We start from the raw sequence: 15,914 nt of genomic DNA on the forward strand, positions 1-15,914 counted from the left end.
TAAGCTGCAATGGGCGGGGATTGTACGCCGGGGAGGGGGAAGGTCAACTCCCCGGCAGAGGAGTATTACTTAAGCTTTGATTGCGCCCAGATAATTCCGCTCGCGTATTCCGGCGGCAGGAGAGGAATAATCGCTTCCAGCGTGGCGCCCAGACGATCGGTGTCGGTATCGTTCAGGTTCAGGTGACCGACCTTACGACCCGGACGCACCTCTTTGTCATACCAGTGCAGATGCACCAGCGGCAGCTTGAGCCAGTCGTAGTTCAGATCGGTACCGATCAGGTTGATCATCACCGACGGGCTGTTCACCACCGGCTGCGGCAGCGGCAGGTCAGTGATGGCGCGCAGGTGCAGCTCGAACTGGTTGATGGACGCCCCGTTTTGGGTCCAGTGACCGCTGTTGTGAACGCGCGGTGCCAGTTCGTTAATCAGCAGACCGGACGGCGTGACAAAACACTCCATCGCCATGACGCCGACGTAACCGAGTTCGTGCATGATGGCAGAGAGCATCTCTTCTGCCTGCGCCTGCTGTTCAGCACTGGCCTGCGGGAATGCAACGCTGGTACGCAGGATCCCGTCCTGATGCAGGTTATGCGTCAGCGGATAAAAAACGGTATGACCGTCCTGCCCGCGAGCACCTACCAGCGAGACTTCACCGCTGAAGTTAATGCCCTGCTCAACGATGCACTCCCCGTAGCAATCGTCCGGCAGCTCGTGAGTGTCATCGGCGCGCAGACGCCACTGTCCACGACCGTCGTACCCGCCGACGCGACGCTTCACAATTGCCAGCTCGCCCAGCATTGCAAAAACATCCTTCCACTCGCTTTTATCGGACAACAGCTGCCACGGCGCAGTCGGCAGCCCGAGCTTATCGAACAGCTGCTTTTGCGTCAGACGGTCAGCAATAATGGGAAAGACGTCGCGGTTAACGAAGGCATTATGACGTGCCAGCTCGCGCGTCAGGGCCGTTTGTGGCCAGCGTTCAATCTCCGCGGTGATCACACTCTGGTGAAACGGCACGGCTTCCGGTTCGTCATCCAGCCCGACGGGCCAGACGGCAATACCCAGCGGCTCGCCGGCCTGACGCAGCATACGGCCTAACTGACCATTACCGAGGACGCATACCTGCTTCATGCCGCACCCCGTGGGTCCGGATTGTCCAGCACCTCGTCGGTCTGGGCTTTACGCCAGTCCGCCAGACGTTGATGTAACGCTTTATCGTGAGTCGCCAGGATCTGCGCGGCGAGCAGGGCAGCGTTGGCAGCGCCCGCTTTACCAATGGCCAGCGTGCCGACCGGAATGCCACGCGGCATCTGAACGATGGAATAGAGGCTATCGACACCACTTAACGCAGCGCTTTGCACCGGAACACCCAGTACCGGTACCAGCGTTTTGGCGGCAATCATGCCTGGCAGATGTGCTGCGCCGCCCGCACCGGCAATGATCACCTCATAACCCTTCTCTTCGGCGCTTTCGGCGAAGCTGAACAGTTTGTCTGGTGTCCGGTGTGCGGAGACCACTTCAACGTGGTGCGGAACATTCAGGATTTCAAAGATTTCGGCGGTGAACTGCATGGTAGCCCAGTCGCTTTTGGACCCCATCACGATGGCGACACGCGCCGGATTATTGCGGGAAGACATGCGTCTTAAAACTCCTGTGGTGCGAAACACACTGCTTTCGAGGGCACAGAGAATAGCATGTAATAGGGGCAAGGAAAACGGTTGCGCGGTTAAAAACTGAGCCGTTGTGGCCCTCAGGAGATAACAAAACAGACCGCGTTCTGGCGGTCTGTTTTATCAGGCATCGATGTGCTTTGATGTGCTTTTGACGGGCGGCACGGTCAACAGACGTCTTATTTGGTCAGTTCTGCCGTCATGTGAACGCGGTTGTTAAACTGAGCGCTGGTGATTTTGTAAGACGCGCCCTGTTCAGCAGCCTGAGCGGCAATTTTCGCTTCTGCGCGGTCAAGGGTAGAGGCCGTGGCGCTGACGCTCTGAGCAAAAGAACCGAAAGAGATCAGAGAGAGTGCGGCAACAGCAACGAAAGTTTTGATGGATTTCATGGTCGTATTCCTTAAATGTTTTATCTGGGATAGGGCGTGCTGCCCTGATGTGATAAATAATAGGCCGACCAAGGGCTGATTAAAATCGAAACAATTTGCCGATATTGTTCAAAAAAATAGAATGATTTTTTGGCGGGTTAAAACGGGAAAGCGATCAGTTCCACACCGTCAGGCGTGACGCTGACCATAGAACCTTCGCTGTGCCAGGCCCCGAGGACGACGCGGTGGGCCGCTTCGCCGTTGGCGGTAAGGGTATGCACATCGGGACGATGAGTATGACCGTGGATCAACCACTGAACGCGGTGTTTTTCCATGACCCTGACTACCGCCTGGGGATTAACGTCCATAATGGCCATGGATTTGCCGCTGTTGGCGGCCTTACTGTCGGCACGCATTCTGGCTGCGATCCGCTTACGGATAAACAGCGGCAGAGCCAGGAATACTTTTTGGATCCACGGGGTATGAACCTTAGCGCGAAACGCCTGATAGCCGGTGTCGTCAGTGCAAAGTGTGTCACCGTGCAGGATTAACACCTTTCGGCCATAAAGGTCGAGTACCTGCTCTTCCGGCAGCAGCGTCATGCCGCTTTCGCGGGCGTAGCGCTTGCCGAGCAGGAAATCACGGTTGCCGTGGATAAAGAAGCAGGGGACGCCGGAATCGACCAGCGCGTTAATGGCAGCCGCCATCTCACGGTGCAGCGGGTTGGGATCGTCGTCGCCAATCCAGGCTTCAAACAGGTCACCCAGAATGTAAAGTGCATCGGCACTTTTCGCTTCACCGCGTAAAAAACGCAGAAAACCGGCGGTGATCGCCGGTTCTTCTGTTTGCAGGTGCAAATCTGCAATAAAGAGTGTCGCCACGAATTACTCGCTGACGGTCACGCTGTTAATCACGACGTCTTCTTTTGGAACGTCCTGATGCATACCGCTGCGGCCGGTCGCCACGGCTTTGATTTTGTCGACTACGTCCATACCTTCAACCACTTCTGCGAAGACGCAGTAGCCCCAACCCTGCAGGCTTTCGCCGGAGAAGTTCAGGAAGTCGTTGTCAGCAACGTTGATGAAGAACTGGGCTGTTGCAGAGTGAGGAGCCTGCGTACGCGCCATCGCCAGCGTACCACGGGTGTTTTTCAGACCGTTGTTCGCTTCGTTTTTGATCGCTTCTTTCGTCGCTTTCTGGTTCATGCCAGGTTCGAAACCGCCGCCCTGGATCATAAAGCCGTTGATCACGCGGTGGAAAATAGTGTTGTTGTAGAAACCTTCGCGGCAGTAGTCCAGGAAGTTTTTAACTGTTTCAGGCGCTTTGTCATCAAAGGTTTTGATTACGATATCGCCATGATTAGTGTGGAAAGTAACCATTTTTGCATCCTGTTCCGTTATTGTGGTACGTCGACCCGCGTTTGGGTCATCTATAGGGGCTTGTTATAGCATAACCACAGGATGCGATCACCTTGCATTGTGTGCTGCTTCAGGTTTGAATTACAGGTAGAATAACCGGTTTTCAACCACACACGTGTTTACATGGAATCTTCGATGTTAAAAATCTTTAATACAATGACGCGCCAAAAAGAGGAATTTAAACCTATCCATGCCGGGGAAGTCGGCATGTACGTGTGTGGTATTACGGTTTACGATCTCTGTCATATCGGCCATGGCCGTACCTTTGTTGCATTCGACGTTGTCTCGCGCTACCTGCGTTTTCTGGGCTACAACCTGAAATACGTGCGTAACATCACCGACATTGACGACAAAATCATCAAGCGCGCGAACGAAAATGGCGAAAGCTTTGTTGCGCTGGTGGATCGTATGATCGCGGAAATGCACAAAGATTTCGACGCCCTGAATATTCAGCGTCCGGACAGCGAGCCGCGTGCCACCCACCATATCCACGAAATTATCGACATCACCGAAAAGCTGATCGAACGTGGTCACGCCTATGTGGCCGATAACGGTGACGTGATGTTCTCCGTGCCGACTGACCCTACCTACGGTCAGCTTTCCCGTCAGGATCTGGATCAGCTGCTGGCCGGTGCGCGCGTTGATGTGGTGGACGTGAAGCGTAACCCGATGGACTTCGTGCTGTGGAAGATGTCCAAAGAGGGCGAACCAAGCTGGCCTTCCCCGTGGGGCGAAGGGCGTCCTGGCTGGCACATTGAGTGCTCGGCGATGAACTGCAAACAGCTGGGCAAACATTTCGATATTCACGGTGGCGGTTCGGATCTGATGTTCCCGCACCATGAAAACGAAATTGCACAGTCAACCTGTGCGCATGGCGGCGAGTATGTGAACTACTGGATGCACTCCGGGATGGTGATGGTTGACCGTGAGAAGATGTCTAAATCTCTGGGCAACTTCTTCACCGTGCGCGACGTGCTGAAATATTACGATGCGGAAACCGTGCGCTACTTCCTGATGTCTGGCCACTATCGCAGCCAGCTGAACTACAGCGAAGAGAACCTGAAACAGGCGCGTGCGGCGCTGGAGCGTCTGTACACTGCCCTGCGCGGTACCGATAAATCTGTACCCGCGGCAGGCGGTGAGGCGTTTGAAGCGCGCTTTATTGACGTGATGAACGATGACTTCAACACGCCGGAAGCCTACTCCGTGCTGTTTGATATGGCGCGTGAAGTTAACCGTCTGAAGTCAGAAGATATGGCGGCAGCGAATGCATTGGCCTCCCATCTGCGTAAGCTCTCTTCGGTACTGGGTCTGCTGGAGCAGGAACCGGATCTGTTCCTGCAAAGCGGTGCGCAGGCGGACGATAGCGAAGTGGCGGAGATTGAGCAACTTATCAACGCGCGTCTGGAAGCGCGTCAGGCGAAAGACTGGGCGGCAGCAGATGCCGCGCGTAACCGTCTGACGGAAATGGGCATCATTCTGGAAGATGGCCCGCAGGGGACCACCTGGCGTCGGAAATAATTCTGGTGCGCGCTGATGCCCTCTCCCACCGGGAGAGGGTGCAAACACGAAAAACGGCAACTGGGTTGCCGTTTTGCTTTTACCTCCGCTTCCACCACAACAGCCCCATCAGCACAACCCCTGGCAGCCACACCCACAGCAGTTCCGACATAATCACCTGATGCCCGTAGGGCGTGGTATAGCGTGACAGCGCAAACGGCGCGACCTTAATGACCTGCCACGGTGCAAAGAACCGTTCATCTGACCACGGCCACAGCCAGCCGACGCCTTTCCCACCGGTGGTGATGGAATCCAGCAAGCTGTGCGACAGCAGAGACACGGTTAAGAACAGCCAGCAGCGGGTCAGACTTGCCCGAAACCATCGTCGGCCCATCAGTACGCAAAGTATCGGCACCACAAAGGCAAACAGCAGGGAGTGGGTAAAGCCGCGGTGGCCGAACACATTGCCGTAGGCAACGCCGAACTTAAACGCCAGCACGTCGGCGTCCGGCAGCATGGCGAGGACGACGCCGGCAAGCAGCAGGCGGGGAGGGATGATTTTACTTCCCAGGCCTAAGCCCAGACACAAAGGCACTGCAGCGTGGGTGATAACGGTAGGCATTGCGATTATCCATGGCAAAGCAGGGAAATATAGCAGCGAATGGGCGCAATGAGGATGGTGTTAGCGTCTTATTTACGCCGATTCTCGGGCAATAAGCTGCCCGGAAAGGGTGATACGCTGTGTTTGCAGATCCGGCTCTTTTAGCTTGCGGATGATCAACCCCGCCGCCTGACGCCCCGTCTCCTCACTGGCGGAGGAAACGTAGGTAAACGAGGGAGACGTCAGGTTCACGTGCAGCATATCTTCAAAACCGACCAGCGCGACCTGCTGGGTGAGAAACACATCTTTCCCCACGGTGCGCCCCACCTGATGAATGCCGGAGATGGAGCCGATCATCGCATCCGGCGAGTGGCAGAGCAGGGCGGTGATGGTGTTGTTTTTATCCAGCAGCTGGCGGGTGGCGAAACCTGCGGCCAGCGTGTCATCGCTACACGCAGGCGAGTATTCCTCACGCCAGACCAGGCCGTTCTGGGTCATCGCGCTGCGAAAGCCGAGCAATCGCTGCTCGCGGATAAGGCAGCCTTCACGACCCCCAATGTAGGCAATGTTGCGGTGCCCGCGCTCGATAAGATAACGCGCGGCAAGGTTCGCCGCCTGGCGGTTGTCACGCATCACCAGATTGCATTTTTCATCCAGCAGGGACTGAGAGACCACCACCAGCGGCAGCGGGCACTGGCGGATGTGTTCCGGCAGCGAGGATGCCCGGGTATCAGAGGCCAGATAGATAACGCCGGCGACCCCCTGCTGTTTAAACGACAGCAGGCAGCGCTCAAGATGTTCATGGTCGTTCAGCGGCTGGCCGAGAAAAACCATATACCCCTGTCTCTCCAGCTCCTGGACGATGCTCGCCATCACCTTAATGGAAAAGCTGTCGCTAAAGTCGCGCAGGATCAGGCCGATCAGGTTGGAGGTGTTAGCGCGGAGGTTGGCAGCGGCGACGTTGTGAACATAGCCCAGCGTAGTGATGGCTGCATTGACCTTCGCGATTGTTGCGTCTGAAATCTTCCCTTTCTGGCGCAGCACCAGCGACACGGTGGAGACCGAAACGCCCGCATGCTTTGCGACATCAATAATGCTGACTTTCTTCAAAACCGCTCCCTGAAATTTACCGATTATCAGCCAGATAAGACAACGTCCCCCAGCGTACAGGAGACGTGTCGTTCAGGCATCTTATTATTTGCCAATCATGGTGGACATGGTCTGGGCGATAAACTGTGCTCTGGCACCGAAAATCACCTGAATACCGTTATCACCGACGAACACTACGCCGCGGGCGCCAAGGCCGTTCAGACCGTCCTTATCAACCGCTTCACTTTTTGCCACTTCCAGGCGCAGACGGGTGATGCAGGAGCCGACGGAGTCGATGTTGTGCGCACCGCCCAGCAGGTTGATGATCTCTGTGGCGAGTTCTGAATCTGACTTATCGTCCGCACTGGCGGTCACTTCTGTACGGCCCGGCGTTTTCACGTCGAAACGACGGATCACAAAGCGGAACGTGAAGTAGTAAATCAGGCCCATCGGAATGCCGATAATAATGGCGTTCAGGAAGTTGGTTTTGTAGCCGTTAAATGACGGCAGGATCCCGAACGACAGGTAGTCGATAAAGCCCGCAGAGAACGACTTGGCGATATGCGCATGCAGCAGATACATGGTCATGTACGCCAGACCGGCCATGATGGCGTTAAAGACGTACAGAATAGGGGCGACGAAGATAAAGGTAAATTCAACCGGCTCGGTGATCCCCGTCAGGAAGCAGGTGAGCGCCGCAGAGAACAAAATACCGGCCGCGATTTTCTTATTTTTGGTGTGTGCTTCGTGGTACATCGCCAGGCACGCCGCAGGCAGCGCGAACAGCATCAGCGGGAATTCACCCTGCATGAACTTACCGGCGTTCTGGTAGCTGTCGCTGCTGAAGGATTTGACCCCTTCTTCCAGCATCTTAAACCAGATGGTCTGGTCGCCGTGAATCACCTGACCGGCCTGGGTGGTGTAATCCCCAAACGAATACCAGAAAGAGGGATACCAGATGTGGTGCAGGCCGAGCGGGATCAGCGCACGTTCCACCAGACCGAAGATAAAGGTCGAGGCTGCCTGATTATCGCCATTAACCACCACGGAGAGCGCATCGATGCCCGCCTGGATATGCTGCCAGACATACGGCAACAGCAGGCCGAGCAGGAAAGAGAGAAACGCTGTCGCAATCGCCACAAAGCGTTTCCCGGAGAAGAACCCGAGGAACTCTGGCAGCTGCAGGGTGTGGAAACGGTTATAGCACCAGGCGGCGAGAATACCGCAGATCAGGCCGCCGAAGACGCCCATCTGCAACGTCGGGATGCCGACCACCATCGCGTATTTGCCGCCCTGAGACGCCATTTCCGGCGTGATGCTCAAGACGGTGCTGATGGTGATGTTGGTGACAAACACCGAGACCGCCGCCGAGAGCGCGGCAATGCCGGACTCGGATGCCAGCCCCACGGCGGAACCAATGGCAAACAGCATCGGCAGGTTATCAAAGATAACCCCGCCCGCGTTCATCATCAGCGGCAGGTGAAACTTATCGCCAAAGGCCAGCAGCAGGCCCGCAGCGGGAAGCAGTGAAATTGGCAGCATTAACGCGCGGCCAATCATCGATAATTTAGAGAGCGATTTAACAAACCCTGATATCAGACTCATGCTGATTTCCCCCGAGTAGCGCTTTTTTTGGCGCTGTTATTGTAAGTAGAACGTTTTAGTAGAACGTTCTACTTATCGTGGGGAAAGAGTGAAAAACGCGCAACAGAATTTTCACTTTTCAACAGATGAAATAGTGATTATTTGAAGTCGATCGATAATTAACCGTGATGGGTGTGGGGGAATGTGGGTTCCCTCTCCCGACGGGAGAGGGGGAGAGCATCAGGCGGTCACCGTCACGGTTTGCCCTTCAAAGCTCACGGTCTGACCCGCGGCAATTTTGCAGCGCTTGCGGGTTTCCACTGCGCCGTCCACCTTAACAAGCCCGTCGGCAATGGCGATTTTGGCCTGTGCGCCGCTTTCGGTCCAGCCTTCCAGCTTCAGCAGATCGCACAGCTCAACGTGCGGGTGTTTACCTAATGAAAATGTGGCCATCTTACGCGTCCTCTACGTCGTGGTACTCTTCGCATGCCTGCAAAGTATTCTGAATCAGTGTGGCAACGGTCATCGGGCCTACGCCGCCCGGTACTGGGGTAATGTAAGAGGCGCGAGCCGCAGCATCTTCGTAAACCACGTCACCGACCACTTTCCCGTTTTCCAGACGGTTAATACCGACGTCCACAACGATCGCGCCTTCTTTAATCCATTCACCCGGAATAAAGCCCGGCTTCCCGACCGCCACGATCAGCAGATCGGCGTTTTCTACGTGATGACGCAGATTTTTGGTGAAGCGGTGGGTCACGGTGGTGGTGCAGCCAGCGAGCAGCAGCTCCATGCTCATCGGACGGCCGACAATGTTTGATGCGCCAATGACCACGGCGTTCAGACCGTAGGTATCGATGTTATAACGCTCCAGCAACGTAACGATTCCGCGCGGCGTGCACGGACGCAGACGCGGGGCGCGCTGGCACAGACGGCCCACGTTGTACGGGTGGAAACCGTCAACGTCTTTGTCGGGGGCGATACGTTCCAGCACCTTCACGTTGTCGATGCCGGCTGGCAGCGGCAGCTGAACCAGAATACCGTCGATCGCGTTGTCGGCATTCAGGGTATCAATAAGTTCCAGCAGCTCTACTTCGCTGGTGGTTTCCGGCAAATCGTAAGAGCGGGAGACGAACCCCACCTCTTCACACGCTTTGCGTTTGCTGCCGACATAAATCTGCGATGCCGGGTTGCTGCCGACCAGCACAACGGCCAGCCCGGGGGCGCGTTTTCCGGCAGCTTTACGCGCCTTCACTTTTTCCGCGACCTCAGAGCGCACCTGCTGCGCAATCGTTTTACCGTCAATAATCTTTGCTGCCATCAGAGAGAAGATTCCGTCTGTAACGTTTGAAAGGGGGGATTGCCTGTATTTTGTCAGAAGCGAGCGCCGCTGTCAGTCACCCTTTGCGAGTTTTCATCAGGAGGCCGTAAAAACCCTTCTGAGGGGATGGTCAATTTCTTAGGCAGGATTAGGATGTGACCTGGCGAAATGACAGCGTTTTGACATATTTTAAAATACATTCATGAGCTACTTTGTCTCCTCCGAAATAAGCTTTCAATTAATCAATTGAACGTATTTCTTATTCCCGATTATTCGCGGGAAGGGTTATTTACATTTTAAAGGAATAGACATGAAACTCAGCAACATTGCTTCTACTGTTATTGCTACTCTGGCCCTGGTTGCGGGTGCCGCAAATGCAGCAGATCCAGCCACTCCGGTTACCGTAAATGGCGGTACCGTACACTTTAAAGGTGAACTGGTTAATGCTGCATGTTCAGTAAATACTGATTCTTCCGAGCAGACGGTTAACCTGGGCCAATACCGTACCGCGAAGTTCACGAAAGTGGGTGACACCACCTCTAATATTCCGTTCACCATTGAACTGAATGATTGTGACCCGCTGGTTGCGAAAACGGCCGCAGTTGCGTTCACCGGTCAGATCGACGCGACCGACAAAACCCTGCTGGCGGTAACCTCTGGTAACAACGACAACTCCGCGAAGGGCGTGGGCATCGAGATCCTCGACAGCAAATCCACCACCCTGACTCCAGATGGTTCAACCTTCTCTGCCGCGCAGAACCTGATCGAAGGGACTAACACCCTGAACTTCACCGCGCGTTACAAATCAACGGCTGCGACCACCGAGCCAGGCCAGGCAAACGCTGACGCCACTTTCGTAATGAAATACGAGTAATTCCTCCGCACAGGGATGTTCAGGCCTCAGGGAAGAGGCCGTCATACGCTAAGGCCAGGAACGAAGGATGACAAGGACCGGAACACTACTGCTGTTAACCCTTGCGATGGCCTGCCAGGCCTCAGCACATACCGTGGTGATCGACGGCGGCAAAGTTCATCTCAGAGGTGAGCTGGTGAACGGCGGCTGCGCCGTGGCACCCGACAGCCAGAACATGCGCATCGAAATGGGGCAGTACCGAACCAATTCATTTTCCGGTGTGGGCAGTTTTTCCACGGTCAATGTGCCCTTCACCGTGCGACTGCTGGATTGCAGCGTGGATGTCTCGCGCACCGTGGGGATCCAGTTTCAGGGTGTTACGCCAGCAGAAGATCCGCAGGTTTTTCTGGCGACATCGCGGCCAGGTGAATCACCGATAAGCAGCGGCGTCGGGCTGGCTCTTTTTGACGAACAACAACGTCAGATTATCCCGAACGCAACGGCCGTCAGCTGGTTGCCGGTGAATACCAGTGAGCTTGCGTTTCATTTTAGCGCCCGCTATCGGGCTATTTCCGAACACCTCGTGCCAGGCAATATTCAGTCGGATGTCTGGTTTACGTTGATTTATCCATAACACCTGCGAACACATTATTAAAGGTACGGTTGTGATGAATACCCTAATTAAACCAGGACTGTTTTTATCGTTAATTTTAATGATGGTTTCTGCATGCGCAAATGCTTCCGGCGGTATTGCGCTGGGGGCCACCCGCGTTATTTATCCGGCAGATGCAAAGCAAACTTCGCTGGCGATCACCAACAGCAATAAACAAGAGCGCTATTTAATCAACGCGTGGATCGAAAATGCGAACGGGCAAAAAGAAAAAACCTTTGCCGTGACCCCGCCGCTGTTTGTCAGCGAGCCGGACAGCGAAAACACGCTGCGCATTATTTATGCCGGACCCGCGCTGCCTGCCGATCGTGAATCGCTCTTCTACATGAACGTGAAAGCGATCCCGTCCGTGAACAAAGCGAAAACGGAAAACAATAACGTGCTGCAGCTGGCTATCCTGTCGCGGATCAAGCTGTTTGTCCGCCCGACAAATCTGCCGATGCAGCCGGAAGAGGCGCTCTCGCAGCTGCGTTTTGAGCGCGTCGGCAACCACCTCAAAGTCAGTAACGCTTCGCCGTATTACATCACGCTGGTCAATATGAAGCTGGGCGGACAGACGCTGGATAACCTGATGGTTGCGCCTAAAAACTCGGCGCAGCAGGTACTGCCAGCCGCCGCAAGCGGTACGCTCTCCTGGCAGAGCGTGAATGACTACGGTGCCATTACGCCGGCGCGTAGCGTCAACCTGTGAGCAGAGTCAGCGCGATGAATAATCACCAGGGACGTTACTGCCCGGTCGCACTGGCGCTGATGGCAGCGCTCTGGCCACAGGCTGGCTGGAGCGAAAGCTACTTTAACCCGGCCTTCTTGTCCGATGACACCGCCAACGTGGCGGATTTATCGCGTTTTGAACAAGGTCATCAGCAGGCGCCTGGCGTTTATCGCGTGGATATCTGGCGTAACGATGAGTTTATCGCGACGCAGGATGTGCGCTTCGAGCAGGCCGACAATACACCGCCGGTTGCCGGTGGGTTGTCGCCGTGCATTACGCGCGTGATGCTGGAGCGTTTTGGCGTCAATATCGCGGCCTTTCCTGAGCTGGTTAACGTGAAAGGGGAGACCTGTATTCCCCTGGCGAAGGCTATTCCCGGCAGTGAGATCGCGTTCAACTTCGCCTCGCTGCGCCTGAATATCAGCCTGCCACAGGTGGCGATGCAGAACAGTGCACGCGGCTACATTCCGCCCGATCAATGGGATGAAGGGATCCCTGCCGCGCTGGTGAACTACAGCTTTACCGGCAACCGTGGGAGCGAGGACGACAGCTATTATCTGAACCTGCAGAGCGGGCTGAACTACGGCGCGTGGCGTTTACGCAATAATGGCGCATGGCGTTACACGCAGAATAACGGGCAGCGGCACAGCAACTGGCAGAATATTGGCACCTGGGCGCAGCGCACCGTGATCCCGCTGAAAAGCGAGCTGGTGTTGGGCGACAGCAATACCGGTAATGACGTTTTCGACAGCGTGGGTTTTCGCGGCGGGCGGCTCTTCTCGTCTGACAGCATGTACCCGGACAGCCTGCAGGGCTACGCGCCAACCGTTCGCGGCATCGCCCGAACGCCCGCCAAAGTGGTCGTTCGACAAAACGGCTACGTTATCTATCAAAGCTATGTACAGCCTGGCGCCTTTGCCATCACCGATCTCAACCCAACCTCGTCAAGCGGTGATCTTGAGGTGACGGTTGAAGAGAAGGATGGCAGCCAGCAGCGCTATACCGTGCCGTATTCCACCGTGCCCCTCCTGCAGCGCGAAGGGCGCTGGAAGTATGACCTGGTGGCCGGGGATTACCGCAGCGGCAACAGCGAACAGGATACGCCATTCTTCACGCAGGGTACGTTGATTACCGGGCTTGGCGACGGCTACACGCTGTACGGCGGTACCCAGCTGGCGTCACGTTATACCGCGGTGGCCATCGGGGCCGGGAAAAACCTCGGTGACTGGGGGGCGGTGTCGCTCGATATCACCCATGCCCGCAGCCAGCTCGCGGATGACAGCCGCCATGAAGGGCAGTCGCTGCGTTTCCTCTATGCAAAATCGCTTAACGGATTCGGAACCAACTTCCAGCTGCTGGGCTACCGCTACTCCACAAAAGGGTTCTACACCCTGGACGATGTTGCGTGGCGTTCAATGGAAGGCTACCAGTATGCCGACAACCAGGATGATGACGGTGTGCCGGATGTGGAGAGTTATCACAACCTGACGTGGAATAAAAAAGGGCGCTTCCAGCTCAATATTTCCCAGTCGCTGGGAGATTACGGCTCGGTCTATATCTCCGGTAGCGAACAGACGTACTGGGGCACCGATGAGTCCAACCTCTGGTATCAGCTGGGGTACGCGGGCGGCGTGAAGGGCGTCAACTACTCCGTGTCCTGGTCATGGAACAAATCGGTCGGGATAGACGGCACGGACCGAATCGCGTCGTTTAATGTCTCCGTACCGTTCAGCCTCTTTACCCGCCAGGGTTTTCGTCGGGACAGCGCCATTGACCGCGCTTATGCCACGGCGTCAGCCAGCCGTAATAGTGATGGCGACACAAGCTGGCAAACCGGGGTCAGTGGGACGTTGCTGGAAGATCGCAACCTGAACTACAGCGTGACCCAGGGCCATACCAGCAATAACGGCTCAAGCGGAAGCGCCAGCGCGAACTGGCAGGCAACCTACGGCACGCTGGGGGTTGGCTACAACTACGCACGCGACCAGCACGATCTCAACTGGCAGCTCTCCGGCGGCGTGGTCGGCCATGCGGATGGCGTAACCTTCAGCCAGCCGCTGGGCGATACCAACGTTCTGATCAAAGCGCCGGGAGCATCGGGCGTGAGCGTGGAAAACCAGACCGGTGTGAAAACCGACTGGCGTGGCTATGCGGTGATGCCGTATGCCACCGTCTACCGCTATAACCGCGTGGCGCTGGATACCAACACCATGAGCAATAACACCGATATCGAAAATAACGTGAGCAGCGTGGTGCCGACAAAAGGGGCGCTGGTGCGCGCCAGCTTTGATACCCGTATTGGCGTGCGCGCCCTGCTGACCGTCACGCGCGGCAACCAGCCTGTGCCATTCGGTGCTGTGGTGCGTGAAACCCAGAGCGGCGTCACCAGTATGGTGGGCGATGACGGACAGATTTACCTGAGCGGCCTGCCGCTGGAAGGTGAACTGTTGATCCAGTGGGGCAACGGGATGCAATCCCAGTGTCGTGCGCACTACAGCTTGCCAGAAAAGAGCCTGCAACAGGCAATCACACTTAAGGGGATTCGCTGTGAGTAAAATCCATTGCCTGGCTTTATCACTTCTCTCTATTTTGCCCGTGGGGAATGCCTTAGCCACCGTGTGTGTGAATGAAAAGGGCGTCCCTACGGAGGTGCATTACGACCTGACGGATAAATTTAACAGTTCGAATAACCAGATCGGACAGGTGGTGACGCTCAGCGAGAAATCGCAGTGGGTGGGGGTGAATGCCGTCTGCCCGAAGGGCACCACCGGAAACACGACCAAACGTAGTTATGTTACCGATTACCCGGTCACGGGAACGAGTGATGGCTATCAGTACCTGAAGCTAAACGACTATCTGGATGGGGCAATGAAAATTACGGACAGCTTTGCTGGCGTATTTTATCCGCCCAAAAGTTACATCCAGATGGGGAGTCACCCGAACGTCTCTAAAAACAAACCGTTTGGCGTTCAGGATTCCAGCCTCGTCTTTCGCCTTAAAGTGACACGACGGTTTATAAATATGGTGGTGATCCCGCGGGCGACCATGTTCCGCGTCTATGTCACCACTACCTCTTCTGATCCGTTAACCTCGCCGGTCTACACCATCAGCTACAGCGGGACCATTCAGGTGCCGCAAAGCTGCGCCATCAATGCGGGGAATATCGTGGAGTTTGACTTCGGCGATATCGGGGCCTCCCTGTTCAGCAAGGCCGGGGCGGGTAACAAACCGGAGGGGGTAACCGCGCAAAGCAAAACCATCGCCATCAAATGCACCAACGTGGAAGCGAACGCAATGCTGACGATGCGCGTTGAGGCAGAAAAGGTCTCCAGCAACGCGGTGGTGTCGGATAACCCCGATGTGGGGTTTGTGATTGCCAACGAAAGCGGTACCCCGCTAACGCCCAACAACCTGACCAGCAAAATCCCGTTCCGTCTCGACGACAGCGCGCAGGCGCTGGTGGGGATCCGGGTCTGGCCGGTCAGCGTGACGGGGAATAAGCCTGCTGAAGGCCGTTTCACGTCGCGGGGTTATCTGCGTGTGGATTACGATTAAGGGGAAGAGATGCGGAACCGGAACTGGCATTTCGCCGCGATGACACTGATGATGCTTCACGCCAGCGCGCAGGCAGCCACTGCGCTGGGGGAGATCAATATTCAGATGTACGGCAACATTGTTGATTTTACCTGTGTGGCCGAGGGCAGCGATAGCGACAAGAGCGTCACGCTGGGAACCTGGCCCACGAAACAGCTCAGCACCACGGGAAGTCGCACGCAGCCCATGCCGTTTACGCTGAAGCTGACCGGCTGTCCGCCAGGTGCGGCGTCCATTACGTTTTCGGGTAAAGCCGACGGAAGCAATAACGGGTTACTGGCGCTCAATGACGCCAGTACGGCAAGCAACGTTGCCGTCGAGATCAGGGATGCGGATAAAACGCGTCTGGCACTTCAGCAGGCCAGCCAGCCGGTAGCGGTTGATGCGCAGGGAAATGCGACATTGTCATTTTATGCCAATTATATTGCCACTGCTGATAACCCTCAGCCCGGACGGGCTGATGCTGATGCCACCTTCATGATTAATTATAATTAGCGCTGACCGCACTCCCTGCAGCTCGGATAAGCTGCAG

At 55.9% G+C, this 15,914-nt stretch carries 17 protein-coding genes; 7 read left to right on the forward strand and 10 right to left on the reverse strand.

Features of this window, described 5'->3' with window-relative positions:
• Window positions 1-65: 65 nt before the first annotated feature.
• The 5 genes from purK to ppiB all read right to left on the reverse strand — a co-directional run bounded on the left by purK (window position 66) and on the right by ppiB (window position 3,419).
• Window positions 66-1,133 carry a 5-(carboxyamino)imidazole ribonucleotide synthase gene (gene purK / locus AB6731_RS09245; RefSeq protein ID WP_181240084.1) on the reverse strand — a complete coding sequence of 356 codons (1,068 nt, stop codon included), beginning with the start codon at window positions 1,131-1,133 and terminating at the stop codon, window positions 66-68.
• A complete protein-coding gene (gene purE, locus AB6731_RS09250; RefSeq protein ID WP_020885164.1) occupies window positions 1,130-1,639 on the reverse strand; it encodes a 5-(carboxyamino)imidazole ribonucleotide mutase in 510 nt (169 codons plus the stop codon). Before purE ends, purK begins: the two co-directional genes overlap by 4 nt.
• 212 nt (window positions 1,640-1,851) lie before the next feature.
• Complete coding sequence (locus AB6731_RS09255) at window positions 1,852-2,061, reverse strand: YdgH/BhsA/McbA-like domain containing protein (protein ID WP_013095921.1); 210 nt, start codon at window positions 2,059-2,061, stop codon at window positions 1,852-1,854.
• Window positions 2,062-2,198: 137 nt separating this feature from the next.
• Window positions 2,199-2,921, reverse strand: coding sequence for a UDP-2,3-diacylglucosamine diphosphatase (gene lpxH, locus AB6731_RS09260; RefSeq protein WP_371006226.1), 723 nt, complete (start codon window positions 2,919-2,921; stop codon window positions 2,199-2,201).
• A 3-nt stretch (window positions 2,922-2,924) separates the two neighbouring features.
• Window positions 2,925-3,419 carry a peptidylprolyl isomerase B gene (gene ppiB / locus AB6731_RS09265; protein ID WP_014168939.1) on the reverse strand — a complete coding sequence of 165 codons (495 nt, stop codon included), beginning with the start codon at window positions 3,417-3,419 and terminating at the stop codon, window positions 2,925-2,927.
• 174 nt (window positions 3,420-3,593) lie between these two features.
• On the opposite strand from ppiB, the gene cysS reads away from it, so the two are divergent.
• Window positions 3,594-4,979 carry a cysteine--tRNA ligase gene (gene cysS, locus AB6731_RS09270; protein WP_371006228.1) on the forward strand — a complete coding sequence of 462 codons (1,386 nt, stop codon included), beginning with the start codon at window positions 3,594-3,596 and terminating at the stop codon, window positions 4,977-4,979.
• Between the two features lie 79 nt (window positions 4,980-5,058).
• Here the strand turns inward: cysS and AB6731_RS09275 are convergent, their stop codons facing one another.
• The 5 genes from AB6731_RS09275 to folD all read right to left on the reverse strand — a co-directional run bounded on the left by AB6731_RS09275 (window position 5,059) and on the right by folD (window position 9,553).
• Window positions 5,059-5,580 (reverse strand): metal-dependent hydrolase, encoded by a 522-nt coding sequence (locus AB6731_RS09275; RefSeq protein ID WP_020885160.1) that lies wholly within the window; start codon window positions 5,578-5,580, stop codon window positions 5,059-5,061.
• A gap of 72 nt (window positions 5,581-5,652) precedes the next feature.
• The gene (malI, locus tag AB6731_RS09280; protein ID WP_032677568.1) at window positions 5,653-6,669 is read right to left on the reverse strand and encodes a Mal regulon transcriptional regulator MalI; all 1,017 of its coding nucleotides are present in this window, start codon (window positions 6,667-6,669) and stop codon (window positions 5,653-5,655) included.
• A gap of 84 nt (window positions 6,670-6,753) precedes the next feature.
• A complete protein-coding gene (locus AB6731_RS09285; RefSeq protein WP_014168943.1) occupies window positions 6,754-8,253 on the reverse strand; it encodes a PTS transporter subunit EIIC in 1,500 nt (499 codons plus the stop codon).
• Window positions 8,254-8,472: 219 nt separating this feature from the next.
• Window positions 8,473-8,685 (reverse strand): ribosome-associated protein YbcJ, encoded by a 213-nt coding sequence (gene ybcJ / locus AB6731_RS09290; RefSeq protein WP_150343907.1) that lies wholly within the window; start codon window positions 8,683-8,685, stop codon window positions 8,473-8,475.
• 1 nt (window position 8,686) lies between these two features.
• Window positions 8,687-9,553, reverse strand: coding sequence for a bifunctional methylenetetrahydrofolate dehydrogenase/methenyltetrahydrofolate cyclohydrolase FolD (gene folD, locus AB6731_RS09295; protein WP_371006229.1), 867 nt, complete (start codon window positions 9,551-9,553; stop codon window positions 8,687-8,689).
• Window positions 9,554-9,863: 310 nt separating this feature from the next.
• Here folD and fimA point away from each other — a divergent pair, with 310 nt between their 5' ends.
• The 6 genes from fimA (at window position 9,864) to sfmF (ending at window position 15,877) form a co-directional block, all read left to right on the forward strand.
• Window positions 9,864-10,427 carry a type 1 fimbrial major subunit FimA gene (gene fimA, locus AB6731_RS09300; RefSeq protein WP_014168946.1) on the forward strand — a complete coding sequence of 188 codons (564 nt, stop codon included), beginning with the start codon at window positions 9,864-9,866 and terminating at the stop codon, window positions 10,425-10,427.
• 67 nt (window positions 10,428-10,494) lie between these two features.
• Window positions 10,495-11,040 carry a type 1 fimbrial protein subunit FimI gene (fimI, locus tag AB6731_RS09305; RefSeq protein WP_020885157.1) on the forward strand — a complete coding sequence of 182 codons (546 nt, stop codon included), beginning with the start codon at window positions 10,495-10,497 and terminating at the stop codon, window positions 11,038-11,040.
• Between the two features lie 34 nt (window positions 11,041-11,074).
• Complete coding sequence (gene fimC, locus AB6731_RS09310; protein ID WP_020885156.1) at window positions 11,075-11,767, forward strand: type 1 fimbria chaperone FimC; 693 nt, start codon at window positions 11,075-11,077, stop codon at window positions 11,765-11,767.
• A 14-nt stretch (window positions 11,768-11,781) separates the two neighbouring features.
• Window positions 11,782-14,343 (forward strand): fimbrial biogenesis usher protein, encoded by a 2,562-nt coding sequence (locus AB6731_RS09315; RefSeq protein WP_020885155.1) that lies wholly within the window; start codon window positions 11,782-11,784, stop codon window positions 14,341-14,343.
• Window positions 14,336-15,343, forward strand: a complete 1,008-nt coding sequence (gene fimH, locus AB6731_RS09320) for a type 1 fimbria D-mannose specific adhesin FimH (RefSeq protein WP_121340266.1) — start codon at window positions 14,336-14,338, stop codon at window positions 15,341-15,343. Before AB6731_RS09315 ends, fimH begins: the two co-directional genes overlap by 8 nt.
• Before the next feature lie 9 nt (window positions 15,344-15,352).
• Window positions 15,353-15,877 (forward strand): fimbria assembly protein, encoded by a 525-nt coding sequence (gene sfmF, locus AB6731_RS09325; protein ID WP_044858286.1) that lies wholly within the window; start codon window positions 15,353-15,355, stop codon window positions 15,875-15,877.
• Window positions 15,878-15,914 lie beyond the last annotated feature (37 nt).

Origin of the sequence: Enterobacter sp. RCC_40 (assembly GCF_041360735.1) — a bacterium.
Lineage (GTDB): Bacteria > Pseudomonadota > Gammaproteobacteria > Enterobacterales > Enterobacteriaceae > Enterobacter > Enterobacter ludwigii.

Coding starts and splice junctions, on each gene's coding strand:
- purK (WP_181240084.1), bottom strand. CDS start 1,133: ATGAAGCAGGTATGCGTCCTCGGTAATGGTCAGTTAGGCCGTATGCTG.
- purE (WP_020885164.1), bottom strand. CDS start 1,639: ATGTCTTCCCGCAATAATCCGGCGCGTGTCGCCATCGTGATGGGGTCC.
- AB6731_RS09255 (WP_013095921.1), bottom strand. CDS start 2,061: ATGAAATCCATCAAAACTTTCGTTGCTGTTGCCGCACTCTCTCTGATC.
- ppiB (WP_014168939.1), bottom strand. CDS start 3,419: ATGGTTACTTTCCACACTAATCATGGCGATATCGTAATCAAAACCTTT.
- cysS (WP_371006228.1), top strand. CDS start 3,594: ATGTTAAAAATCTTTAATACAATGACGCGCCAAAAAGAGGAATTTAAA.
- AB6731_RS09275 (WP_020885160.1), bottom strand. CDS start 5,580: ATGCCTACCGTTATCACCCACGCTGCAGTGCCTTTGTGTCTGGGCTTA.
- AB6731_RS09285 (WP_014168943.1), bottom strand. CDS start 8,253: ATGAGTCTGATATCAGGGTTTGTTAAATCGCTCTCTAAATTATCGATG.
- ybcJ (WP_150343907.1), bottom strand. CDS start 8,685: ATGGCCACATTTTCATTAGGTAAACACCCGCACGTTGAGCTGTGCGAT.
- folD (WP_371006229.1), bottom strand. CDS start 9,553: ATGGCAGCAAAGATTATTGACGGTAAAACGATTGCGCAGCAGGTGCGC.
- fimA (WP_014168946.1), top strand. CDS start 9,864: ATGAAACTCAGCAACATTGCTTCTACTGTTATTGCTACTCTGGCCCTG.
- fimI (WP_020885157.1), top strand. CDS start 10,495: ATGACAAGGACCGGAACACTACTGCTGTTAACCCTTGCGATGGCCTGC.
- fimC (WP_020885156.1), top strand. CDS start 11,075: ATGAATACCCTAATTAAACCAGGACTGTTTTTATCGTTAATTTTAATG.
- AB6731_RS09315 (WP_020885155.1), top strand. CDS start 11,782: ATGAATAATCACCAGGGACGTTACTGCCCGGTCGCACTGGCGCTGATG.
- sfmF (WP_044858286.1), top strand. CDS start 15,353: ATGCGGAACCGGAACTGGCATTTCGCCGCGATGACACTGATGATGCTT.